Origin of the sequence: Rhizobium cerradonense, assembly GCF_030182455.1 — a bacterium.
Lineage (GTDB): Bacteria > Pseudomonadota > Alphaproteobacteria > Rhizobiales > Rhizobiaceae > Rhizobium.
The window spans coordinates 299,187-321,882 of record NZ_JAQJCK010000004.1 but is presented as its reverse complement, the minus strand read 5'-3'; the positions used below and the strand labels follow the sequence as shown (position 1 = coordinate 321,882).

Below are 22,696 nucleotides of genomic sequence, written 5' to 3'. Positions count from 1 at the left end.
GTCTATCTCCGGGCTGCGCGCGTGAGAAGCTGATCGAGCAGGGCAATCGCCAGATCGATCTCCTCGCGGGTGATGAGCAGGTTCGGCGCGAAGGTGATGACGTTCTTGTGGTAGCCGCCGACGTCCAGCACGAGGCCGTACATCTTGGAGCCGACCTGAATGTCGCCCTTCATGCCCTCGTCGCAAAGCCAGTCCATCGTCGCCTTGTCCGGCGTGTAGCTGTCGTCCTTGCAGATCTCCATCCGCAGGGCCAAGCCGAGACCGTCGACCTCGCCGACGATGGCATGGCGCTTCTGCAATTGTTTCAGCCCATCGAGGAAATAAGCGCCCTTGGCCATGATGGCCGCGCCGAAATCCTCCTCTTCCAACATCTTCATGGTTTCGAGAGCCACGGCGGTCCCCATCGGGTTGCTGGCGAAGGTGGAATGTGTCGAACCGGGCGGGAAGATTTCCGGATTGATCATCTCTTCCCTTGCCCAGACGCCTGAAAGCGGATTGAGCCCATTGGTGATCGCCTTGCCGAAGACAAGAGCATCGGGGGAAACGCCGAAATGCTCGATCGACCAGAGCTTGCCGGTGCGGTAGACGCCCATCTGGATTTCGTCGACGACGAGCAGGATGCCGTGTTCGTCCAGCACCTTCTTGAGTTCGATGAAGAAGTTCATCGGCGGAATGACGTAGCCGCCCGTGCCTTGGATCGGCTCGATGTAGAAGGCGGCATATTCGGACTTGCCCGCCTTCGGATCCCAAACGCCGTTATATTCGCTCTCGAACAGACGGGCGAACTTCTGAACGCAGTGATGCCCGTACTCTTCCTTCGACATGCCCTTCGGGCCGCGGAAATGATAGGGAAATTCGATGAACTGCGCCCGATCCCCGAAATGACCGTAGCGGCGGCGGTAGCGGTAGCTGGAGGTGATGGCCGAGGCGCCGAGGGTGCGGCCGTGATAACCGCCCTCGAAGGCGAACATCAGGCTCTTGCCGCCGGTATAGTTGCGCACCAGCTTCAGCGAATCCTCGACGGCCTGCGAGCCGCCGACGTTGAAATGAACCCGCCCCTTGCGCCCGAACTTGCGTTCGGCGTCCTGGGCGATCATGGCCGCCAGCTCCACCTTTTCCCGGTGCAGATATTGCGAGGCGACCTGCGGCAGCCGGTCGAGCTGCCGGTGTGCGGCGGCATTCAGGCGTTCGTTGCGGTAGCCGAAATTGACGGCGGAATACCACATCTGCAGATCGAGGAACGGCGTCCCTGACTGGTCGTAGACGTAGGAGCCTTCGCATTCCTCGAAGAATTTCGGCTTTGCCGTATAGTGGACCGTATCGCCATGGGAGCAATAAGCCTCCTCAAGGATGCGCAACTCCGCCTCAGATTTGACGGGCGATTGCATCTCGCCACTGAAGGCTTCGACTACATTGGTTTTCATTAATGCCTCTCGGTCTGGTTCACGCGATCTTGGAATGCAGCAGCGCGCGGTGCTCCCGTGCGGCACTGGGAAGAATGGCTTTCATCTTTGGAAGCAGGTCGGCGAAATTGTCGAAGCCGACATAGGAAATGCCGCGGTCATCGCAGTAATCGGCGAGCTTGGCTTTTGCGAAGACGAGATCGACCTTGTCGGCAACACAGAAATCGCTTCGCCCATCGCCGATGTAGATCTGCAGTTCAGTTCCCCTGACAACCCGGCATTTGCAGACGCCTGAACCGGACATGCAGCCGGCTGCCGTGGGCGACGGAGAAAGAGAATACAAGTCTCGGCCATGAGCGAAGCGATAGGTGAGGACGTTGGCGACTATTCTGAGGTCGCCGATGCCGTGACGTGCCAGGATATGGCGAATGAAATAGTCGACCCCATCGCTGACGATCGTCACGGGCAGATCACTGCGGTTGCAGTATGACAGGAAACCCTCAAAGCCGGGGTCGATGGACACCCCGTCCAGGAGAGCCTCGAGATCTTTGCGGCTCGCCTGCACGAGGGCGATCTGCCGGCGCATGCATTCGCCCGACCCTATCAGCCCCTGTTTCCACTGCTGTTCTATGTCTTCCCATTCGGAACCGGCGAAACGGGACAACACCATATCCGTCGCGTCTTCGATGGATATGGTTCCATCAAAATCGCAAAACACCTGCATAAAAAAACCCTTTCGCCTTATCCTGAAGTTGCGTTTAGCAACCACGGATGAGCCAGGCATGAGGGCAGGATGATGCGAAAATGAAAAACGAGCAGCCCCACGACTTCGTGAAAAGCTGAACCGTCCAGCGATGAGCACCGAGCGCTCGGATGGGTATATAGGGGTCGCTCTATTGGTTTTTGGGCAACCGCAGATCGACCCGCAGGCCGGTGCCCCAACGCGGCGTCAATAGCTGGATTGAGGCCGCCAGCCGGTCGGCCGTATCGGCGACGATCGCAAGACCGAGGCCGGCCCCTTCAGTGTGAAGCGTATTGAGCCGATAGAATCGCTGGAAGACCGCAGCACGCTCATCGGGCGGTATGCCGGGCCCGCTGTCGCTGATCGATATCAGCCAGAGCGCGTTTTCAGAGGAGATCACGACTTCGATCTTGCCGGCAACGGGTGTGTATTTGATGGCATTGTCCAAGAGGTTGCCGATCATCATGCGCAGCAGCGATTCATCCGTTTTGACTTGCGCCGTCTCGTCGCCTTCCAGCAGGACATCAAGCTGCCTGCTGGTGATGATATTGCCGAATTCCGCCAGAACAGACGCCACCATATGGTAGAGCGGGACGGGTGTCGGATTGAGGGGATGATGGCTTACCCTGGCCAGCCGCAACAATTGCTCGATCAGATGTGTGGCGCGATTGTTGCTGGCCACGAGGTCGGCGATGATCGTCTGCCGTTCCTGCTCGCTGTCGGTGTTGCCCAGCATCTGCAGCAGCAGCTTCACGCTCGCCTGCGGGGTGCGCAATTGATGTGCCGCAAGATCGGAGAAGCGCCGCTCGAGGGTCAATGAGTGACCGAGTTTCTCCAAAAGCTGATTGATTGAGCGGCCGAGCGGCAAGAGGTCACGCGGCAGGCCCTGGACAGGGATGGCGGAGAGATCGTCGGGCGACCGGGTGCGAATCTGGCGTACTAGCCCGTGGATCGTGCGCAGGCCGCTGTTGATGCCAAGCCAGATGAGGAAGCCGATGACCGGCACCAGCACAAGCAGCGGAAAGAAGAGATTGAGCAGGATGTTGGAGACCAACGTTTCCCGCAGGGCGATCTTCTCGCCGATCTCCATGACGATGGTCGTGTTCGGTATCGGCAGCGAGTAGACCCGCCATTCCTCTCCCTTATAGGTGAGCGTGGTGAAGCCGACCTTCTGCTGCGGCACATCGGACTGGAACGCCGTGCTGCTGTAGAAGCGAATACGGCCATCCACCCAGGCGCGAAACATGTGGGCGTCGGCATAGTCGTCGGCGTCCTCATTGAAGGATAGCTGGTTGTCCATGTTGAAGTCGATGTCGTCGATCTTCTTCGGAGAGCGGTCCGGCGATCTTTCCAGAGGGCGACGCAGCAAGCTCCAGATAACGTTCGCGTCATCGATGAGCTGGGCATCGTAGATATTGTTAATCTCGCGCGTTGCGCTGTTGAACGCGAAGGCGCCGATCACCACGATCGTCACCGCCACGACCGGCGCTATCCTGAAGAAGAGTTTGCGGGTTAGCGTGGACCTGATCATCGTTCGATCATGTAGCCGACGCCGCGGATCGACTTGATGAAATCGGTGCCGAGCTTTTTGCGCAGGTTGTAGATCGTCACCTCGATGGCGTTGCTTTCGACGCTGTTCTCGGCATCGTAAAGCGCATATTCGATATCGTTCTTGGTCACGTATCGGCCGCTGCGCTCCATGAGCAGCTTCAGCAGATGGAATTCCTTGGCGGTGGTATGAACCTGCGCGCTGCCCTTGCGGGCGACCATCGCCGACGGGTCGACCTCGACATCGCCGCATCGTATGAGGCTTTCGGTTCGCCCATCGCGGCGGCGAATCAGCGCGCGCAGGCGGGCAAGCAGTTCGTCGAGATCGAACGGCTTGACCAGGTAATCATCGGCGCCCTCATCGAGCCCCTCGACCTTCTGCCGTACCGCATCGAGCGCAGTCAGCAGCAAAACCGGCACCGCATTGCCCCGCTGTCGAATGCCTCTCAGCACCTCCATGCCATTGAGCTGCGGCAGGTTGATATCGAGAATAACAGCCGCGAAATGCGAATGCTGCGCAGCTTCGAGACCGGACTCGCCATCGCGCATCCAATCGACACCGTAAGCGTGTTTCTCCAAAGCCTTCTTGAGGGATGATCCGAGAATATTGTCGTCTTCAACAAGCAGAACACGCACGGTCGATCTCATTTTGCCAACGGGGATTAGAAAGCCGATGTGAACCGCAATTGAAGCGGCCTTGTGGCGGAGCTATACTGTGATGCTTAAGTTCAGCAAGACCTGCAAGAGCGTATTAGAGCTGCTTCCCAGTGTCCGATTGTCTTTCCCATCCCTCTCTCGGCATTCGACCCTATCCAAAGACGTTTGGTCTGCATGTCTTGTCCGTAGACTGCGGGCGGAGCTGAGGCAGCAGGGACATGAAAACGTTCGCTCTTGTCGTTCCGTCGCTGATCTCAATCACCTTCGCCCTTTCCTTCACCGCCTTCGCCGCGAACACCGCAACCACGGGAAGCGGCAATTCCGCGCCATGCGCCAAAATGGTGGAGAGTATCAATAATGGGTTGAAGACATCGGCGATCAGCGCCGCCGACAGAAAGCGGGCAAGCGCCCTGGTGGCTGAGGGTCTCAAGCGTTGCAAGGCCGACGACTATTCCGGCGCCAACAGCTATTTCATCGACGCCTTGAAGATGCTGCATAAGTAATGCATCCGGCACTCCCGCTGGCCGGATTGTCATCGCCTGGGACCGGAGCGGGAACGCCGCCGCTCATCCGGCCCCCAATCTCCGCATCGACGCCGCCAGGACCTCGAAAATGCGAGCATCCGTTGATTGCGCAACATTGAAGCGGAGGAAATTGCTTGCCGCATCCCTCTGGCTGAAGGCATTGCCGGGTGCCAGGATGATGCCTTCGGCGAGGCAGGCGCGGGCGACGTCGGCCGCATTCAGCCCCTCCGGCAGCCGGCACCAAAGGAACATGCCGGCCTGTGGCTTCAGCCAGGGCGTGATGCCGATTGCCTCCAATCGGGAGATGGTTTCGCTCATGGCCTTGGCAAGCCGGACTCGCAACGCCTCGATATGCTTGCGATAGCCTCCGTCCTTCAGGGCCGAGAACAACAGCTCGGCCCCCAATTGGCCACCGCTGAAGTTGGTGGCGATCTTCAGATCGACAAGGCCGTCGATCCAATCCCGCCGCGCCGCGATGAAGCCGCAGCGCACCGAGGCCGACAGCGTCTTCGAGAAGCTGCCGATATGGATCACCCGATCGAGCCCATCATAGGCGGCAAGCCGCGGCGCCGGCACGTGCTCGAAATCGGCAAAAATATCGTCTTCGATGATGATCAGGTTGGAAGCATCCGCCAGCTTCAACAGGCGATGCGCCGTCACCGGCGACAATGCGGCGCCGGTTGGGTTGTGAACGGCGGAATTGGTGATGTAGAGGCGCGGCTTATGTCTTTCGAGTGCCTCGGCAAACCGCTCGATATCCGGCCCTGTCGGCGTGAAGGGCACGCCGACGATATTGGCCCGGTGCGCCCGCAGGAGAGCGTGGAAATTGAAGTAGCAGGGATCGTCGACCAGCACGGTATCGCCCGGTTCGAGCAGGAAACGGCAGAGAAGATCGATGGCCTGCGTGCCGGATTCCATGAGCATGATTCGATCAGGCGACGCCGTAATGCCGTGTTCGCCCATGCGCCGTGCCAGAAGCTGCCGCAACGGCGGCAGGCCGAGCGGTGTTCCATAGTTGGTGAGAATGTCGCTCCCGCCGGTCCGCGCCAGGGTTCGCATCGCTCGACGCAGCGCCGCTTCCGGCATCCAGGAGGGCGGAAGCCAGCCGCAACCGGGCTTCAGCACAGCATCGTCCACCTCCAACGATTGCCGCGAAATCCAGAGCGGATCGACATCGCGTTCGAGCGGCGGAGCGATCTCCGACAGGGAAAGCGGCGCGAGCGGCCCACAGACGTAAAAGCCGGAACCGGGCCGCGAGCGGATGACGCCCTCGGCCGCCAGCCGCTCATAAGCCTCGACCACGGTGGAAACGGATACCTGCATCGTCCTGGCGAAGCTGCGCACCGAAGGAAGCCGCGCCCCCGGCACCAGGCTGCGTGCGGCAATGCGATTGGAAATCGCCGCCATCACGACCTCGATGCGCGTGCCGCTGGCCCCATTCGTTACAATGGTATCGTTCATCCGTACTGCACCCCACACCATAACAGTTTGCAAAAATTGTACTGCGCCGTCTCTGGAATGACCAGCCGACTTCGCCGATACCGGCCGATAAACTTGGAGCATCGGAATGGACAAGACGACAAGCGGCTGGATCTATGGAATGACGGGCGTGCTGATCTTCAGCGGCTCATTGCCGGCAACACGGGTGGCGGTGATGGATTTCGATCCCGTCTTCCTGACGGTCGCCCGCGCGGCGATTGCCGGCATTCTCGCGTTGTGCCTGCTGCTCGCATTTCGGGAGAAGCGACCGGTTCGCAACGATATCATCCCTCTTGCCATCGTGGCACTTGGATGCGTCGTCGGTTTTCCGCTGCTGACGGCACTGGCGCTAAAGCACGTCACCTCGGCGCATTCGATCATCTTCATCGGGTTGCTGCCGCTTGCCACGGCCATATTCGGCGTATTGCGCGGCGGTGAACGGCCGCGGCCGGCCTTCTGGATATTTTCCGCCGTTGGCAGCGCCATCGTCTGCGGCTATGCGCTGGCCCAAGGTATCTCCGCCTCGCCGGTCGGCGATTTGCTGATGCTGGCGGCAATCCTCGTTTGCGGGCTCGGCTATGCCGAGGGCGCGGTGCTGTCGCGCCGGCTGGGCGGCTGGCAGGTCATTTCCTGGGCGCTCGTCCTGTCGCTGCCGGTCATGATCGCGCTTTGCCTCTTCACCATGCCGCAGGCGATCGGCGGCATCGGCGAGCCGGCCTGGATCAGCCTGATCTATGTCTCGCTCTTCAGCATGCTGATTGGCTTCATCTTCTGGTATCGCGGATTAGCACAGGGCGGCATTGCTGCCGTCGGGCAACTGCAGTTGCTGCAGCCCTTCTTCGGCCTGGCGCTCGCCGCTACCTTGCTGAAGGAAAGCGTCAGTTGGTCCATGCTTGCGGTGACGCTCGGCGTTGTCGCCTGTGTCATGGGCGCAAAGAAATTCGCGCGATAGCCTCCCGAGAAAATCAAATTCGCTCTTGCTCTACTAAACCGATCGGTCTAGAATAATCTTATCGGTCCAAAAGGAGCAAGCTATGGCCACCCCACTCGTGCCGCCGTTTACCCGCGAAACCGCTAACGCCAAAGTCCGCATGGCCGAAGACGGCTGGAACAGCCGCGATCCCGAACGTGTCTCGAAGGTCTATACCGAAGACAGCCAGTGGCGGAACCGCGCCGAATTTCCGCGCGGCCGCAAGGAAATCGTCGAATTCCTCACCCGCAAATGGGCCAGAGAGTTGGACTACCGGCTGATCAAGGAACTATGGGCCTTCGACGGCAACCGCATCGCCGTGCGTTTCGCCTATGAATGGCGCGACGATAGCGGCCACTGGTTTCGCTCCTATGGCAATGAAAATTGGGAATTCGACGCCGAGGGCCTGATGCAGCGCCGCTTTGCCTCGATCAACGACATGCCGATCAAGGAAGAAGACCGGAAATTCCATTGGCCGCTCGGCCGCCGTCCGGACGACCATCCAGGGCTTTCCGATCTCGGACTCTGAGACGATGACACGCACCATCTTCGAAAAATCGGACGCCATCATCCTCGTTGCCGAAGTCTTTCGTGAACTCGGCTACGAGGGTGCATCGATGAGCAACATCACGGCGCGTACCAAACTGTCGAAGGGCAGCCTCTATCACTTCTTTCCCGGCGGAAAGGAGGAGATGGCGGCGGAGATCATGGCCAATATCGACGCCTGGTTCGTCAACGAGATGTTCAAGCCGCTCGAAGAAGACGAACCGCACGCCGCCATTGCCCGCATGTGGGAGACAACAGACACTTATTTCCGCTCCGGCCATCGCATCTGTCTCATCGGCGCCTTCGCGCTCGACGAAACACGCGACCGTTTCGCAGCGGCGATCCAGACCTATTTCAACCGATGGATCGAAGCACTTGCCGGCGCTTTGACGAGAGCGGGCCTCAAGACGGCAGAAGCAAATGCGCTCGCCGAAGAAGCGGTAGTCGGTATCCAGGGCGCACTGATACTTGCGAGAGCGCTGGGGGACGACGCGATTTTTGGGCGAACGCTTCGACGGTGGCGGGAGCGGGTGGAAGCCAAGTTGGGGTGACCCGGCTGCCTATTGTTCTGCCGCTTCTTCCGCTGTCCAGAATGCAAGGCCGCAGAACAGGATCGTCGTGCCGATATCCAGAATTTTTGGCACTTTGCCGAGAATGAACCGGTCGCGTAGCAAAGAACGAAGGAAACAAGCGCGGCCAGGAACAGCGCTACGGTCGGGCCAATGAAACCATCCGCCACCGCCCGCGCACCCGACATATCGATGCCGCCGCTACAGATGGCGGCGCAGGCGACGGCCCTCTGGTCACTGGTGCATGGCTTCGCTATGCTGCGGCTCGAGGGACGCCTGGACGGCATGATCAGATCGCTTCCTGGCGACGAGACGGCGGATAGTTTGCTGGACGCGATGCTTTCGGCCATCCGCGTCGTAGATGATTAAGCTTCTCGAGGCAGCCGCTGCTAGTATATCTGACGGGTGCTCCGATTTTAAACAATCGTCCACAAAAGCGTGGCAGCATTAATCATCTTTGATTTGCAACTGTCCGAGCTCCTATGCTCAGCAGAAACCGGGGGGCGCCGAGGAGATGGATCAGACAATGCTGCAACAGACCAACGAAACCGACGATGCGTTGATCGACCGTCTGCAACGTTCGGCCTTCGACTATTTCATGCTGTACACCAATCCGGAAAATGGGCTGGTGGCGGATACTTCGATCAAGACGAGCCATTGCAGCATCGCCGCCGTCGGCTTCGCGCTGTCGAGCTATCCCGTCGCCGTCGAACGCGGCTGGATCAGCCGCGCGGATGCGGCCCAGCGCGTGTTGACCGCGCTGAATTTTTTCGCCGAAAGCCAGCAGGGCGAAGAGCGAGGCGCCACCGGTCATCGCGGCTTCTACTATCACTTCCTCTATATGGCGACCGGCAACCGGGCCTGGAACAGCGAACTCTCCACCATCGATACCGGCCTTTTCCTGCTCGGCGTATTGACGGCGGCAGCCTATTTCAACGGCCCCGATCAGAACGAAGAGGACATTCGCACACAGGCGCAGTTTCTCTATGAGCGCTGCGATTGGCATTGGGCGCTGAACAAGGGCAAGACGATCAGCATGGGCTGGAAGCCGAGCAGCGGTTTCCTGCGCTGGCGCTACCAGGGCTATGACGAGGCGATCTTTCTTTATGTGCTGGCACTCGCTTCGCCCAGCCATCCCATACCGTCATCGAGCTACGACGCCTTCGCCTCGACTTATACCTGGATGATGTTCAAGGACACGCCCTATCTCTATGCCGGGCCGCTGTTCATCCACCTCTTCTCGCACGCCTGGATCGATTTTCGCGGCATCGCCGACCGGCATGTGGCCGACAAGGACACGGACTATTTCCGCAACACCCAGACGGCCATCGCCGTTCAGCGCGATTACACCGACCGCAACCCGGGCCACTTCGTCGGCTATGCCAGGAACATCTGGGGGCTCTCGGCCTGTGACGGCCCGAATCCGACCGGCACCAAGCACAGCCGGCGTTACAGCCCTAAGGTTCTCGGCTATGCCGCCCGCGGCGCGCCGCTCGGTCCCGACGACGGTACGATCGCGCCCTGGGGCCCGTTATCCTGCCTGCCGTTCGACCGCCAAGCCGCCCTCGACGGCACCAAGGCCCTGCTTTCCACCTATCCGAACCTGTTGCTGGACGGCCGCTTTCCCGGTGGCTTCAACCCCAGCGTCAGAGGCCCAGGCCCAGAAGGCTGGGTGGACGACCGCTCGGTCGCCATCGACCAGGGCCTGCTCGTGATGATGATCGAAAATGAGCGCAGCGGGCTGATCTGGAACCTGATGCGGCAATCGCCGATCCTGCGCCGTGGCCTCGAACGCGCCGGCTTTATCGGCGGCTGGCTGAACGAAGGGCAGACGGCGCCGGCGATCGTCTGATCTGTGGATCGCGGGTGGCCGTCAGGCACCCGACCATCACCGTCGGCGGCTCAAAGCCTCTCTATCGCGGCAATCACTTCGTCCTCGACACTGATGCCTTCACTCAGCGCAAGGCGTCGTGAGTTCTGCCCACGCCGGCCGGGCAGGCGGACATTGGGATCGCTGGTGATCTCACTTGCCAGCAGGGCCAGCCGCTGCGCCGTATCGCCCGCACTCATCGCCGCCGGATTGATGGCGATGATCGTATGCCCCAGCGCGGGTGGCGAACCCTGATCGTCGAACAGCGACGAAGATTCGAAAGAATAGTTGGCGCCAGTCAGGCCGGCGGAGAGGATCTCTACCATCATGGCCAATGCCGCCCCCTTTGATTCACCGGCGGGGATCATCGTGCCGGCCAACGCCTCCTCGGCATCGGTCGTCGGCTTGCCGTCGCGGTCATACGCCCAATCGGCCGGGATCGGCGCGCCCTTCTGCCGGGCGGCCATGACCTTGCCGCGCGCCACTTTTGATAGCGCGAGATCGATGACGATGGGATCGTCATCCGGTAGCGGCGCGGCGAAGGCGATCGGATTGGTGCCAAAGACGGGCCTTTTGCCACCCCAAGGCGCCATGGATGCCGGCGCATTGGCGACCATCAGCGCCACCAGCCCCTGATCGGCAAAACGCTCGACCGTCAGGCCCATGACGCCGGCATGATGCGAGCGGCTGATGGCCGCCAGCGCGATCCCCTGTTCGCGAGCAACAATGGAAAGCTCGGCAACGGCGAGATCGAGCGCCGGATAGGCATAGCCGTTGCCGGCATCGATGCGCAGCACGGCAGGATAGGGTCGAAGGAGCTGTGGCTTGGCGAAGCCGTCGGTCTTGCCGATCTTCGCCTGCCCGGCATAGGCGGGCACGCGGCGCAGACCATGGCCGCCCTGCCCGGCCGCCTCCGCCGCGACGAGGGCGACCGCCACCGAACGGGCGTTTTCCGCACTGACTCGATTTCGCTGCAGCGCCTCCACAACCAGCGTTTCGGCCTCGGCGAGCGACAGATGCATGGTGAGCGACCTTGGAATGATGAAGGAGGGCGAAGACGTTTCTACGCCCATGCACTCCTCATCGCAACGCAAGGATTGCGACGCTCGTCTTACTCGACGTCGAACTTGACGCCCTGCGCCAGCGGCAATGTCCTGCCGTAGTTGATAGTATTGGTCGCCCGGCGCATATAGGCCTTCCAGGCATCCGAGCCGGACTCACGGCCGCCGCCGGTCTCCTTCTCGCCGCCGAAAGCACCGCCGATTTCAGCGCCGGAAGGGCCGAGATTGACATTGGCGATGCCGCAGTCCGAACCGCGCGCCGAGACGAAGGCTTCCGCCTCGCGCATGTCATTGGTGAAGATAGACGACGACAGGCCCTGCGGCACGGCATTGTGCAGCGCCACTACCTCGTCGAAATCACTGTACTTCATCACATAGAGAATCGGCGCGAAGGTTTCGTGCTCGACCGGTCCGGTCTGGGCCGGCATCTCGACCAGGGCCGGACGGACGTAGAAGGCATCGGCCGCGCCACTTTCGACGCGTTCGCCACCCGTCACCTTGCCGCCGGCCGACTGTGCCTGGCCGAGGGCTGCCTGCATCTTGTCGAAGGCCTGCTTGTCGATCAGCGGGCCGACGAGCGTGCCCGTTTCCAGCGGATTGCCAATGGTGACCGAGCCATAGGCCTTTTGCAGGCGTGGGACGAGCTGATCATAGACGCTTTCATGCACGAAGAGGCGGCGCAGCGTCGTGCAGCGCTGGCCGGCCGTTCCCATGGCGGAAAAGGCGACGCCGCGCAGCGTCAGATCGAGATCGGCCGTTGGGCAGACGATCGCGGCATTGTTGCCGCCGAGTTCGAGAATGGCACGAGCGAAGCGGTTGGCGAGACGCGGACCGACAGCGCGGCCCATGGCTGTCGAGCCGGTCGCCGAAACGAGCGGAATCTTCGGATGATCGACCAGCACCTCACCGACATCACGGCCGCCGATGATCAGCGTCGAGAGATTGGCCGGCGCCTCGCCGCCCTCGGCGACATAGCGCTTCAGCGCCTTTTCGAACAGGGCCTGTACGGCAAGCGCCGTCAGCGGCGTCTTTTCCGATGGCTTCCAGACAGTGGAGTTGCCGCAGACGATGGCGAGCGCCGCGTTCCACGACCAGACCGCAACGGGGAAGTTGAAGGCGGAAATGATGCCGATCGGCCCCAGCGGATGCCAGCTCTCCATCATTCGATGTTCCGAACGCTCGGTGGCAATGGTCAAGCCATAAAGCTGGCGCGAAAGACCGACGGCGAAATCGCAGATGTCGATCATCTCCTGCACTTCGCCGAGGCCCTCGGAGGTGATCTTGCCGACTTCGATGGAAACGAGACGGCCGAGCGCTGCCTTGCCGATGCGCAGCTCTTCACCGAGCAGGCGGATCAGCTCGCCGCGCTTGGGCGCCGGTACAGCGCGCCAGGAAAGAAACGCCTCATGCGCCTTGTCGATCGCAGCCTTCGCTTCGGCAGCCGAATGCTCCCTCAGGCGGCCGATTTCAGCGCCGGTTACCGGTGAGGTGACGGCAAGTGTTCCGCCCGTGTAGCGATCGGCGGCAACGCCGAGTTCGGTCAGGATTGCCTTGGTCTCGGCGGCGAGATCGAGTGTGGCGGTCATGTCATCTTCCTCTTCTTGTTATGATGGTCCGGTTCCCGTCCCTGGAACATCCCGCTTTCAGGTGAAATCACCAAGCCGATAGGATGCTCTAGTCCCTCGCGCCTACAAAATGCGCAGCCTGGGCGCCGGCTTCGTACCACATTTCCTTCAGCGCACGGAAGCCGGGCTCGCGCGGATCGGTCACCGGCAGCGGCAAGTCGGCTTCGGAGACCCGGCCGAGAATATGGTCGGCCACTATTTTCCCGAACACCGTGCCCGGCGCGATGCCGCGCCCATTATAGCCGGAAAAGCCGACGACATTCGGCGCGAACCTATGGAAGCGCGGCAAGGCATTGTCGGTCATGCCGATCTTGCCATACCACTCACTTTCAAAGGCGATATCTCCGAGCTGCGGAAACAGCTTTTTCAGCGAACGACGCGCCCAGTTCTTGTGGACGGCAAGCCCGGTATTGCGCAATGCGCCGACGCTGCCGAAGACAAGGCGGCCGGCCTGGTCCATGCGGAAGGACGACAGGATTTCCTTCGTATCCCACGCGCCCTCACGACCGGGTAGCACCGATCTGCGCAGATTGTCGCCAAGTGGTACGGTGGCGAAATTGAAATAGGGCAGATGCACCTGTTCCTGGCGCACCTCTTGCCAGGGACCGGTGCTGTAAGCATCCGTCGCGACGACGATCCAATCCGCACTGACACTGCCGCCGGCGGTTTTGACGATCCACCGCCCGCCATTCCTCTCGGTCGCCGTCACGCGGCTGCTTGTGTGGATGACAACGCCGGCCTTGGCCGCCACATGCGCCAGGCCGCGGACATAGGCGAGCGGCTGCAGCGTACCGGCGCGCATGTCGAGCAACGCTCCCGCGTAGGCAGAACTCCCCACCCGCCGCGCCGTCTCGTCCGTATCGAGCACGGTGACCGGGGCACCGTGCTTGCCCCATTGACGGGCACGCTCTTCGATCTCCTTCAGTCCCTCGGACCCGACGGCGCAATGCAGCGTGCCGTTGCGTTCCAGCTCGCAGGCGATGCCGTGTTTCTCGATCAGCGCCATTACCAGCTTCGGCGCATCGCCAAGAAGCTCCAGCAGCCGTTCACCATGGACGGGACCCAGCACGCCAGGCAGGTCGTCGGGCATGACCCACATGCCGGCATTGATCAGACCGACATTGCGCCCCGCGCCGCCAAAGCCGATTTCATTGGCTTCCAGCAGCACCACCTTGGTTCCGGCTTCCGCCAGATGCAGCGCCGAGGACAGCCCCGTATAGCCGCCGCCGACCACCACCACGTCGGCCGAAACATCGCCTGCAAGCGGCCCGGTCGCAGGCGGCGGCGGAGCAGTCTTCTCCCAAAGTCCGTGAGAGCGAGGGTCATTCAGCATCGAGTCGATCCGGTTGGCTAAAAGAATCCCGTCAATCTAGCGCCACCTCCCGACTTGCGGAAGCGGCAAGCGCGACATCCGGTGGATAGAGAAAAACTTGCATGGCCACGCCGCTTTCGACCATTATAGAGCAAAGCGCCGGCCGCCATCGCGGCCGCGACAGAGTCAGGACAATCTCATGAAGCCCATTTTCGTTCAGCTCCAATGCGCACCCGGCAAGACCTACGAGGTCGCCGACGCGATCTACCAGACGGAGCTGGTCTCGGAACTCTATTCCACCAGCGGCGACTACGACCTGCTGCTGAAGGTCTACATCAAGGACGAGCAGGATATCGGCAAGTTCATCAACGACAACATCGCCAATATCCCGGGCATCGTCCGCTCGCTGACCACACTGACATTTCGGGCGTTTTGAGAGGTCCGGCTGAGGAGGAGTTATGCCGCTCTTTCCGAGATGACCCCTCACCCCAACTCTGTCCCCGCGTGCGGGGAGAGGGCAAGGGTGAGGGGCCATGCACAAGCCCAACCTTCCCTGACGGAATGTTCCGATATTAACCTTCTTGCTTGAAACGGCGCGATCCCTCGTCCGCAATTAAGCTCTTTTTAACCAGCAAGATGGTGTGCTTTGCGCCGATCAAGAGACGGCGCTTTCGCGCGCCTGATCGCCGCGGCTTTGTGCGGCCAAAGATCGAGGGCGGGTCAATGACATCGGCTATTTCGGATATTCAAGCACAGAATGCCTCGGGACCGCTGATCGTGCATGTCGTGCGCCAGTTCCTGCCCAACAAGGGCGGGCTGGAAGATGTGGTCGCCAACCTCTGCCGGCAGTTGATCCGCCGCGGCTATCGTGTCCGCGTCGTTACCTGCAATAGCCTGTTCTCCGATCCTACCCATAAACTTGTACCGGCCGAAACCATCGATGATATCGAGATCGTCCGCATCCCCTGGTCCGGCTCCAGCCGCTATCCCTTGGCGCCGCAGGTTTTCAAGCATATCGCCGATGCCGACCTGATCCATGTCCATGCCGTCGATTTCTTCTTCGACGCGCTTGCCTGGGGCAAGCTGTTCCATGGCCGCCCGATGGTTGCCACCACCCATGGCGGCTTCTTCCATACGCCGAAATATGCCGCCATCAAGAAGCTCTGGTTCAACACCGCAACCCGGCTTTCGGCCCTTGCCTATGCCGAGCTCGTCTGTTGCAGCCTGTCGGACGAGCGGCTGTTTTCCGGCATCGCCGCCAGCCGCACCCGCCTGATCGAGAACGGCGCCGATGTCGGCAAATTCGCCAATTGCGCCGCGCTCGAAGCCCGCCGCCGCATCGTCACTATCGGCCGCTTCTCCGTCAACAAACGGCTTGACCGCATGCTTGACGTCATGAAGGTGCTCGCCGCCCGCGATCCGGATTGGCATCTCGACATTATCGGTGCCGTCTCCGATCTCGATCAGCCGGCGCTGGAGAAGGAAATCGCCGTCCGCGAGCTTGGCCGCCATGTCTCGCTGCATGTGTCGATTGACAATGGCGCCATCCGCAACGTTATCGCCCGCGCCTCGCTTTTTGCTTCCGCCTCCGAATATGAGGGCTTCGGCCTGGTGGCGATCGAGGCGATGAGTGCCGGCCTGCTGCCGGTGCTGCACACAAACGATGCCTACAAGGCGCTCGCTGAAACCCATCCGACGCTAATGCTTTCCGATTTTTCCAATCCGGAAACCGCCGCCGATGCCCTAGCCGCCGCTTTCGCGCGTCTCGGTGCCGAAGGCCTGGGCCTGAGAGAAGAACTCATTCATGACGCCCGCGCCTATGCCTGGGACGAGGTCGCGCAACGCTATGTGGATGTCTATGCCGAAGCCATGACGCCAAGGGGCGAACGGCCTCAACCGCTGCGCCATCGCGGCCAGGTCGCATAGCCTTCCAATATGCCCATCAGCCAGGCGCGCTTGTAACGCGCCGTATCGACCCTGCATCGCACCAGCGCTGCCAGCCAGCCGGCGACAGGCCTGCACAGGCGGTAGCCGACATAGGCGAGCGGAAAGCGCTGCTTGCGCATCAGCGCGCCGAAGCCGCGGCCATATTTGCGCGCCCGTTCGATCTGCCGCGGGCCATATTCGCTGGTGACCTGATCATGGTGGACGATCAATTCCGGAAAGAACATCAGCCGCTTGCCTGCAGCAAGAGCACGCAGCAGGAAATCCGCCTCCTCGCCGCTTTGGAATGGCGAGTCCGAGCCGACCCCGAGATTCTCGTCGAAGCCGCCGATGGCGGCCAGCGCCGCACGGCGCACGAAAATGCTGTTGGAGTTGCCGCATTTCAGATAGTTCCAGCGCGTCACCGCAAGCGACGTTTCGCCTGTCGGGCTGACGGAGGCCAAGCCGTCGGCATCGAGTGTACGACCGGTGACGATGGCAAGCTCCGGGTGCGCGGCAAACAGCCGCTCCGCCGTCTCCAGCGTATCGGGCTCATACCAGCAATCATCATCGGGAAAGCAGACATAGTCGCCATTCGCGGCGGCCATTCCGTTGTTGCGTGCCCGCGAAAGGCCCTTGGCCGAGCGGACATGGCGGATCATGAAGAAGGGCGAGAAGCTTCCGATCAGCTCCGACAGCCGATCGTCAGGATTCTGGTCGACAAGGACCACCTCGAAATCCCTGTGACGCTGACTCATCAGCGACTGAAACAGTCGTTCCAACTGGTCGAAGCGGTCGATCGTACAGACGATGAGGCTGAACAAAGAGGACTCCCGAACAAGCGGCAAGACAGCCAATATCGGAAATATGCATATTAGCCGAAGTAAAAATGAAAGTTACATTAGGAATAGACGGTAAATATTAAGGCATATGAAATACAGCAGGCGCTATCTCCATGAAGAGCCGGCATTTGCGGCCAATTTCTGCGACCTGGGGAACGGTAATCTTCATGACGAAGAGCATCATGGCGAATTCGGCGTTGAACGCGGCGGCGGGGCTGACCCTGCTGGCGACCGGTTTTGCCTGTTCGATCATCGCTGCCCGCCTGCTTGGCCCGGAAGCTAACGGCATCATCGCCTTTTCGCTCTGGTTGACGACCACGGGCGCGCTCGTCGCCGAACTCGGCACCGGCATCACGCTACTGCGCATACTGCCGCAACTAAAAGTCCAGGGCTATTCGACGGAGGAGCGGCGCGGCTTTGCGGCCTACCTCCTGCACCCGACGATCCTGTCGACGCTGATCCTGCTCGCAGGCTACACGGCCTTTTATTGGGAAGCGGAGCGGCTGCATTGGGCAAACGATGAATGGTCCGTCATCGTCATCACCGGCGCGTTTTTCGTCCTTCAGTCGCTGGGCGCCTACAGCAAGAACTATCTGGTCGGCGAACAACAGCTCGGCGCTTTCTTCCGCATCACCCTGACAAGTTCGGTGCTGCAGCTCGCCACCGTGCTTCTCGGCGCCATCTTCTTTGGCGTCAGCGGCGCTCTTGCCGGCTATGCCATCGGTCAGCTCCCGATGTTCGTTTCCAGCCTGAGGATCGCAGTCGCGCGCCGGAACAGTTGCGGCGTCAGCCTTGGCTATCTCGTCAGTTCCTCGCTCATTCTCTCGGTCGAATTCATCAACAGCTCGATCTTCCTGAACCGCATCGAGCTGGTCTTCCTGCAGCATTACTGGGGCATCGAAGCAGTCGGCTTCTACGCCGTCGGCCTGTCGCTTGCCAATCTGGCGCTGCAGCTTCCGGTGCAGTTGAGCGGCAGCCTGCTGCCCTATTATTCCGAACAGATGCATTCGCAGGCGTCGGGCAAGTTGCCGGTTCATGTCTTCGAGGGCGTCGCGCGCGCCATTTCCTATATTACCCTGCCCATGAGCTTCGGCCTTGCGGCGATCGCCCCTGAGCTGGTGGTAACGATCTTCGGCAAGCCCTTCGGCCCGAGCGGCGGCATGGTGGCGCTGCTGTCGCTGACGGCTGCTCCCTACGTCTTCATGCAGATCTGCACGCAATATCTCTACTCCATCGACCGCATGCGCGAGCGTACCATCATCGGCGGCGTCGCCAGCGTCATCATGGTCGTCGGCTGCCTGATCGCAGTGCCCTCGTATGGCGGCGAAGGTGCCGCGCTAGTGCGGTTGCTCGCCTTCTCCGCCATGTGCGTGCTGATGGTGCGCCGCATGGAATTCGAGGGCTCGATGCACAGTATGTTCGTCAGCCTTGCCAAGGTGACCGGCGCATCCGCGCTCTGCGCCGCCGCGGCCTATGGTTTCATCCATGTGCTGCCCGGCATTCCCGGCCTCGTCAGCGCCGTCATTGCCGGCATCCTGGTCTATGGCCTGGCGCTCCGGCTGCTGAATGCCGTGCCGCCGGAGGATATCGCCGTCCTTCAGCAAATTGCCGCGCGTCTGCCCCGGCGCGCTCATCCGATTGCCGTTCACGCGCTGGCATGGCTGGCGCCGCGCCGAATTTGAGGAGAATGCCATGGCTGCGTTGGGAGCCGCCGAATACCAGGGCCCGCTTAAGGATGTCACCCCCGCCGCCACGCCGGTGACTTTCGCCGGAACTGTCGGCCTGTTCATGCCCGCCGCGGCACCGACGAGCCAGACGGCCGTATTGTTCCTCAGCCCCTGGGGTTTCGAGGAAATGTGCACCCGCAAATTCTGGCGCATTCTCGCCGAAGATTTTGCCAAGGAAGGTATTGCCAGCCTCCGCTTCGACTATGCCGGCACCGGCGATGCGCTCGACGTTGCCGATCCGGGTGAAGGACTGGCGCTCTGGGAAGGCACGGCCCTCGCCGCCGCCGGCATGCTGCGATCGCTCTCCGGCTGCGAGCGGCTTATCCTGGTGAGCCAAGGGCTCGGAAGCGTCGTCGCCCTTGATATTGCAGAGCAGCTCTCCGGCGTCGACGGCATCGCCTTTCTGGCTCCGACCATTTCCGGCCGCGCCTATCTGCGCGAATTGACCGTTTGGTCGAAGATGATCGACGAGGGCATGGGGCTCACCGAAGCGCAACGCCGGGCCGAGGGCGTGACCATCGCCAGCCTGCAGATGCCGGACTCTATCGCCGCCGCGGTCAAGAAACTCAATCTGATGACGCTTGCCCATATCAGCGCGCCGGATTGCCTTGTCCTGACGCGGCCCGGCCGCCCTGGAGACGCCGATTTCGCTGCCCATCTCGAAACCCTCGGCCCACGCGTCGAACGCTCGGCCTATGAGGGCTATGACGAGCTGGTATCGAACCCGACCGTAGCCACCATGCCGCTCGAAGCCGGCCGGAAAGTTCTGGACTGGGCACGGTCGATCGCGACGGAAGAATCCGCGACGGCATCTCGCAGAATTCTCCGCGCGCCGCGCGCCGAACCGCTGATCGGCGACGGTTTTCGCGAAACGCCGCTGCGCTTTGGCGAGGGCAACCGCCTCTCCGGCATTCTCTGCGAACCCACAGGCACCCGTGCGGGCGCGACGGCATTGCTTTTGACCACGGCCTATGACCGCCATGCTGGCTGGGGCCGAATGTCGGTGACCATGGCGCGAACGCTTGCACGCGACGGCATCCCCTCGCTGCGTTTCGATACCGCCAACGTCGCCGACAGTCCGCCGCTTCCCGATGCGCAGGAACAGGTGCTCTATTCCCCCGCGCAGCTTCAGGACGTTAGCGCCGCTCTCGACCTTCTGGAGGCGGAGAAACTGTTGCCCGCCTTTGCCGTTGGCCGCTGCAGCGGTGGCTATCTCGCTTATCAGAGCGCTATCCAAGATGGCAGGTGCGGCGGTCTGATCACCGTCAACCCCTATGCTTTCTTCTGGGATGAAACCCAGCCCGTGGAGGAAGCCCTGCGCTTCGTGCCGCGTTCGCTCGAGACCTACGGCCAGAAATTCCTGCAGTTTGAGACGCTGAAGCGGCTCTATGGCGGCCAGATCGACGCCAAAAGTGCGGCGCGCAACATCGTCGTGGCGCTGGCGCGGCGCGCCGTCCGTCTCGGCCGCCCCCTCCTCGGCGTTCTCCCGTTCTTCGCCGGCGAGCACGAAACCGTCATCAACGGCTTCCGCTCGCTCGTCAAACGCCAAGTCGATATTTCCCTGATCTACAGCGCCCACGACATTGGTCTCGATCATTTCCGCGAACATTTCGGCGAAGATGCCGCCGGCCTCAAGAATTTCCCCGACATCCGCCTCACCATCATTCCCGATACCGACCACAATCTGACGCCGCCCTATGCGCGCAAAGTATATTTGCGAGAGGTGAAGGAGATGGGATTGAGGCTGTGGCGGCGCTGAAATAGGGCCACGGCAATTCCGGAAACACTCGCACTATCGGGTACTTGCTGTATAGTTGCTCCATGAGGCTCCTGATCGTCGAAGACAACCGCGAACTGGCGTCCTGGCTCGGCAAGGCGCTGCGTCAGGCGCAATATGCCGTCGACATCGCCTATGACGGCGAGGACGCCGAACATATGTTGAAAGTGGCGGGTTACGCGGTCGTCATCCTCGATCTGTCACTGCCGAAAATCGATGGGTTGACGCTGTTGAAGCGCTTGCGCCAAAGCGGCAACAAGGTGCCGGTCATCATCCTGACCGCCAATGCCAGCCTCGACGGCCGTGTTGCCGGGCTCGACAGCGGCGCCGACGACTATCTGGCAAAGCCTTTCGAAATCGCCGAGCTGGAAGCCCGTATCCGCGCCCTTGTCCGCCGCGGCCATGATCGCGCCGCACCCGAAATCGCCGTGGGCGACCTGCTCTTCGACGGCGGCACGCGGCAGTTCTTTCTTGGCGGCGAAACCCTGGCGCTCACGCCGCGCGAACATGCCGTGCTCGAACATCTCGTCATGAAGGTCGGCACGACAGTCACCAAGACCGCGCTGTCCGAAAGCGTCTTTGGCTTCGACGATCTCGCCGACACCAGCGCCATCGAAATCTACGTGCACCGCGTCCGCAAGAAACTCGAAGGCAGCGCCGTGCAGATCGCCACGCTGCGTGGCCTCGGCTATCTCCTTCGCCATGCGCAATGACGAAAGCCAAGCACGCAAGGGACGTCTGCGCCGCGCCATCGCAGGGCTGACCTCCAGCCTGCGGGCGCAACTCTTTGCCTGGGTGGTACTGACGCTGATCGGGGCGATCTGCGTCAATCTGTACCTCAGTTTCCACTCGGCGAACGCCACCTCGGACCTCGTCACCGACCACACGCTGCTTGCATCGGCCCGCGTCATCGCCGAAGCCGTACATGTCGATGCAAACGGCACTGTCCAAGTCGATCTCCCACCGGCGGCGCTGGAAATGTTCGATACCGGTTATGGCGACCGCGTCTTCTATCAGGTGGTGACCGCGTGGGGGAACCTCGTCGCCGGCTATCCCGATCTGCCGCAACCGAAGAAACAGCAGGTCGGTGAAGATACCACATTCCGCGCCGATCAGGTTCGGCTGATGATGCTGAACCATCCGATCGTCGGCCTTAGCGAAGACAGCACGATCTCCGTCACCGTCGCCGTCACCCACAAAAGCCAATACGCCATGCGCCGCAGGCTGTGGCTCTCGGATTTCACCAAGCAGCTCGTGCTCGTGCTGCTCGCCGGCCTGGTGACCATTATCGGCCTGCAGCGCGGTCTGACACCGGTGCTGCGGCTACGTGATGCGGTGCGCGAACGCGGCCGCCAGCGGCTGGACCCGCTGGAGCCGGATATGGTGCAGAGCGAGCTACGCCCCCTGGTTCATGCGCTGAACGATCATATGGAGCGGGTGCAGAACCAGATGGCGGCACAGCGCCGATTCGTCTCCAACGCTGCCCATCAGTTGCGCACGCCGCTTGCGCTCATCTCGACGCAGGCAAGTGTGGCGGCGCGCGAGGACGACAATGCCAGACGTGACGAAGCCCTGACGGCACTACGCTCCAGTACAAGGCAGGTGACACGGCTGGCGAGCCAGCTTCTCACCCTGTCGCGGGCCGAACCCGGCAGCCGCCGTCCACGTAGCGACACGATCGACCTCGTTGCCACCGCCCGGCAAGTCTTGGAAAACCTGGCGGAAGAAGCGCTGAGACGCAACATCGACCTGGGACTGGAGGCCGATGGCGCGCCGGTCCATGTCGAAGGCGACGGCACCATGCTGCGCGAGATGCTGGTCAATCTCGTCGACAATGCCCTGCGTTATACCCCGGCCAATGGCCGCGTCACGGTCGGGGTCCGGCTTGATGACAACAACGCCGTACTGTCGGTGGAGGACAACGGTCCGGGCATTCCCGAGGCCGAACGCGGGCAAGTATTCGAGCGTTTCTACCGCATCATCGGCACGGAGCCCGAAGGCAGCGGCCTCGGATTAGCCATCGTCCGCGAAGTCGTCGACGGCGCCGGCGGCACGATCGCGCTCAGCGACGCGCCCGGCGGCGGCTTGTTAGTGACCGTAAGGCTGCCGGCGGTTTGACCG

Annotated in this window: 21 protein-coding genes; 12 read left to right on the top strand and 9 right to left on the bottom strand. The window is 61.6% G+C overall.

Annotated elements, in window-relative coordinates:
• Positions 1-2: 2 nt before the first annotated feature.
• The 4 genes from PH547_RS12125 to PH547_RS12110 all read right to left on the bottom strand — a co-directional run bounded on the left by PH547_RS12125 (position 3) and on the right by PH547_RS12110 (position 4,329).
• Positions 3-1,424 (bottom strand): aspartate aminotransferase family protein, encoded by a 1,422-nt coding sequence (locus PH547_RS12125; protein WP_104824701.1) that lies wholly within the window; start codon positions 1,422-1,424, stop codon positions 3-5.
• A gap of 19 nt (positions 1,425-1,443) precedes the next feature.
• Positions 1,444-2,127 (bottom strand): MtnX-like HAD-IB family phosphatase, encoded by a 684-nt coding sequence (locus PH547_RS12120; protein WP_104824702.1) that lies wholly within the window; start codon positions 2,125-2,127, stop codon positions 1,444-1,446.
• 169 nt (positions 2,128-2,296) lie between these two features.
• Positions 2,297-3,676 (bottom strand): sensor histidine kinase, encoded by a 1,380-nt coding sequence (locus PH547_RS12115; protein ID WP_104824703.1) that lies wholly within the window; start codon positions 3,674-3,676, stop codon positions 2,297-2,299.
• Positions 3,673-4,329 carry a response regulator transcription factor gene (locus PH547_RS12110; protein ID WP_104824704.1) on the bottom strand — a complete coding sequence of 219 codons (657 nt, stop codon included), beginning with the start codon at positions 4,327-4,329 and terminating at the stop codon, positions 3,673-3,675. Before PH547_RS12110 ends, PH547_RS12115 begins: the two co-directional genes overlap by 4 nt.
• Positions 4,330-4,568: 239 nt before the next feature.
• Here PH547_RS12110 and PH547_RS12105 point away from each other — a divergent pair, with 239 nt between their 5' ends.
• Complete coding sequence (locus PH547_RS12105; RefSeq protein WP_104824705.1) at positions 4,569-4,853, top strand: hypothetical protein; 285 nt, start codon at positions 4,569-4,571, stop codon at positions 4,851-4,853.
• Positions 4,854-4,916: 63 nt separating this feature from the next.
• On the opposite strand, the gene PH547_RS12100 is transcribed toward PH547_RS12105, so the two are convergent.
• Positions 4,917-6,335 (bottom strand): aminotransferase-like domain-containing protein, encoded by a 1,419-nt coding sequence (locus tag PH547_RS12100; protein WP_285168325.1) that lies wholly within the window; start codon positions 6,333-6,335, stop codon positions 4,917-4,919.
• A 106-nt stretch (positions 6,336-6,441) separates the two neighbouring features.
• On the opposite strand from PH547_RS12100, the gene PH547_RS12095 reads away from it, so the two are divergent.
• From PH547_RS12095 to PH547_RS12075, 5 genes are all read left to right on the top strand, one after another.
• Positions 6,442-7,305, top strand: a complete 864-nt coding sequence (locus PH547_RS12095; protein ID WP_260303195.1) for a DMT family transporter — start codon at positions 6,442-6,444, stop codon at positions 7,303-7,305.
• 82 nt (positions 7,306-7,387) lie between these two features.
• Positions 7,388-7,852, top strand: a complete 465-nt coding sequence (locus PH547_RS12090) for a nuclear transport factor 2 family protein (protein ID WP_104824707.1) — start codon at positions 7,388-7,390, stop codon at positions 7,850-7,852.
• 4 nt (positions 7,853-7,856) lie between these two features.
• Positions 7,857-8,420 carry a TetR/AcrR family transcriptional regulator gene (locus tag PH547_RS12085; RefSeq protein ID WP_104824708.1) on the top strand — a complete coding sequence of 188 codons (564 nt, stop codon included), beginning with the start codon at positions 7,857-7,859 and terminating at the stop codon, positions 8,418-8,420.
• Between the two features lie 171 nt (positions 8,421-8,591).
• A complete protein-coding gene (locus tag PH547_RS12080) occupies positions 8,592-8,807 on the top strand; it encodes a TetR-like C-terminal domain-containing protein (RefSeq protein WP_104824709.1) in 216 nt (71 codons plus the stop codon).
• A 157-nt stretch (positions 8,808-8,964) separates the two neighbouring features.
• Complete coding sequence (locus PH547_RS12075) at positions 8,965-10,290, top strand: glucoamylase family protein (RefSeq protein WP_285168324.1); 1,326 nt, start codon at positions 8,965-8,967, stop codon at positions 10,288-10,290.
• A gap of 50 nt (positions 10,291-10,340) precedes the next feature.
• Here the strand turns inward: PH547_RS12075 and PH547_RS12070 are convergent, their stop codons facing one another.
• The 3 genes from PH547_RS12070 to PH547_RS12060 all read right to left on the bottom strand — a co-directional run bounded on the left by PH547_RS12070 (position 10,341) and on the right by PH547_RS12060 (position 14,327).
• Entirely contained in the window at positions 10,341-11,330 is a 990-nt protein-coding gene (locus PH547_RS12070) for an Ldh family oxidoreductase (RefSeq protein WP_285168453.1), read from the bottom strand.
• Positions 11,331-11,419: 89 nt separating this feature from the next.
• Complete coding sequence (gene amaB, locus PH547_RS12065) at positions 11,420-12,955, bottom strand: L-piperidine-6-carboxylate dehydrogenase (RefSeq protein ID WP_285168323.1); 1,536 nt, start codon at positions 12,953-12,955, stop codon at positions 11,420-11,422.
• Between the two features lie 88 nt (positions 12,956-13,043).
• Complete coding sequence (locus PH547_RS12060) at positions 13,044-14,327, bottom strand: NAD(P)/FAD-dependent oxidoreductase (protein ID WP_285168322.1); 1,284 nt, start codon at positions 14,325-14,327, stop codon at positions 13,044-13,046.
• A gap of 178 nt (positions 14,328-14,505) precedes the next feature.
• On the opposite strand from PH547_RS12060, the gene PH547_RS12055 reads away from it, so the two are divergent.
• Positions 14,506-14,742, top strand: a complete 237-nt coding sequence (locus tag PH547_RS12055) for an Lrp/AsnC ligand binding domain-containing protein (RefSeq protein ID WP_034522129.1) — start codon at positions 14,506-14,508, stop codon at positions 14,740-14,742.
• A 287-nt stretch (positions 14,743-15,029) separates the two neighbouring features.
• On the top strand, positions 15,030-16,232 hold the full coding sequence (locus PH547_RS12050) for a glycosyltransferase family 4 protein (RefSeq protein WP_104825255.1): 1,203 nt from the start codon (positions 15,030-15,032) through the stop codon (positions 16,230-16,232).
• On the opposite strand, the gene PH547_RS12045 is transcribed toward PH547_RS12050, so the two are convergent.
• A complete protein-coding gene (locus tag PH547_RS12045) occupies positions 16,199-17,053 on the bottom strand; it encodes a glycosyltransferase family 2 protein (protein WP_104824713.1) in 855 nt (284 codons plus the stop codon). The two genes, PH547_RS12050 and PH547_RS12045, sit on opposite strands and share 34 nt — an antisense overlap.
• A gap of 185 nt (positions 17,054-17,238) precedes the next feature.
• Between PH547_RS12045 and PH547_RS12040 the strand changes: the two genes are divergently transcribed.
• From PH547_RS12040 to PH547_RS12025, 4 genes are all read left to right on the top strand, one after another.
• Positions 17,239-18,753, top strand: coding sequence for a lipopolysaccharide biosynthesis protein (locus PH547_RS12040; RefSeq protein WP_104825256.1), 1,515 nt, complete (start codon positions 17,239-17,241; stop codon positions 18,751-18,753).
• Between the two features lie 10 nt (positions 18,754-18,763).
• Complete coding sequence (locus tag PH547_RS12035; protein ID WP_104825257.1) at positions 18,764-20,557, top strand: alpha/beta hydrolase family protein; 1,794 nt, start codon at positions 18,764-18,766, stop codon at positions 20,555-20,557.
• A gap of 62 nt (positions 20,558-20,619) precedes the next feature.
• Positions 20,620-21,288: a response regulator gene (locus PH547_RS12030; protein WP_104825258.1), complete on the top strand. Its 669-nt coding sequence runs from the start codon at positions 20,620-20,622 to the stop codon at positions 21,286-21,288.
• A complete protein-coding gene (locus PH547_RS12025; protein WP_104824714.1) occupies positions 21,278-22,693 on the top strand; it encodes a sensor histidine kinase in 1,416 nt (471 codons plus the stop codon). The genes PH547_RS12030 and PH547_RS12025 overlap by 11 nt, the downstream gene beginning before the upstream one ends.
• Positions 22,694-22,696: the final 3 nt, after the last annotated feature.

Excerpts from the sequence above, each read along its gene's own strand:
- PH547_RS12050 (WP_104825255.1), top strand. The coding sequence starts at position 15,030 with ATGACATCGGCTATTTCGGATATTCAAGCACAGAATGCCTCGGGACCG.
- PH547_RS12105 (WP_104824705.1), top strand. The coding sequence starts at position 4,569 with ATGAAAACGTTCGCTCTTGTCGTTCCGTCGCTGATCTCAATCACCTTC.
- PH547_RS12035 (WP_104825257.1), top strand. The coding sequence starts at position 18,764 with ATGGCTGCGTTGGGAGCCGCCGAATACCAGGGCCCGCTTAAGGATGTC.
- PH547_RS12070 (WP_285168453.1), bottom strand. The coding sequence starts at position 11,330 with ATGCATCTGTCGCTCGCCGAGGCCGAAACGCTGGTTGTGGAGGCGCTG.
- PH547_RS12100 (WP_285168325.1), bottom strand. The coding sequence starts at position 6,335 with ATGAACGATACCATTGTAACGAATGGGGCCAGCGGCACGCGCATCGAG.
- PH547_RS12030 (WP_104825258.1), top strand. The coding sequence starts at position 20,620 with ATGAGGCTCCTGATCGTCGAAGACAACCGCGAACTGGCGTCCTGGCTC.
- PH547_RS12055 (WP_034522129.1), top strand. The coding sequence starts at position 14,506 with ATGAAGCCCATTTTCGTTCAGCTCCAATGCGCACCCGGCAAGACCTAC.
- PH547_RS12095 (WP_260303195.1), top strand. The coding sequence starts at position 6,442 with ATGGACAAGACGACAAGCGGCTGGATCTATGGAATGACGGGCGTGCTG.
- PH547_RS12075 (WP_285168324.1), top strand. The coding sequence starts at position 8,965 with ATGCTGCAACAGACCAACGAAACCGACGATGCGTTGATCGACCGTCTG.
- amaB (WP_285168323.1), bottom strand. The coding sequence starts at position 12,955 with ATGACCGCCACACTCGATCTCGCCGCCGAGACCAAGGCAATCCTGACC.
- PH547_RS12090 (WP_104824707.1), top strand. The coding sequence starts at position 7,388 with ATGGCCACCCCACTCGTGCCGCCGTTTACCCGCGAAACCGCTAACGCC.
- PH547_RS12120 (WP_104824702.1), bottom strand. The coding sequence starts at position 2,127 with ATGCAGGTGTTTTGCGATTTTGATGGAACCATATCCATCGAAGACGCG.
- PH547_RS12025 (WP_104824714.1), top strand. The coding sequence starts at position 21,278 with ATGCGCAATGACGAAAGCCAAGCACGCAAGGGACGTCTGCGCCGCGCC.
- PH547_RS12040 (WP_104825256.1), top strand. The coding sequence starts at position 17,239 with ATGACGAAGAGCATCATGGCGAATTCGGCGTTGAACGCGGCGGCGGGG.
- PH547_RS12115 (WP_104824703.1), bottom strand. The coding sequence starts at position 3,676 with ATGATCAGGTCCACGCTAACCCGCAAACTCTTCTTCAGGATAGCGCCG.
- PH547_RS12080 (WP_104824709.1), top strand. The coding sequence starts at position 8,592 with ATGAAACCATCCGCCACCGCCCGCGCACCCGACATATCGATGCCGCCG.
- PH547_RS12060 (WP_285168322.1), bottom strand. The coding sequence starts at position 14,327 with ATGCTGAATGACCCTCGCTCTCACGGACTTTGGGAGAAGACTGCTCCG.
- PH547_RS12085 (WP_104824708.1), top strand. The coding sequence starts at position 7,857 with ATGACACGCACCATCTTCGAAAAATCGGACGCCATCATCCTCGTTGCC.
- PH547_RS12125 (WP_104824701.1), bottom strand. The coding sequence starts at position 1,424 with ATGAAAACCAATGTAGTCGAAGCCTTCAGTGGCGAGATGCAATCGCCC.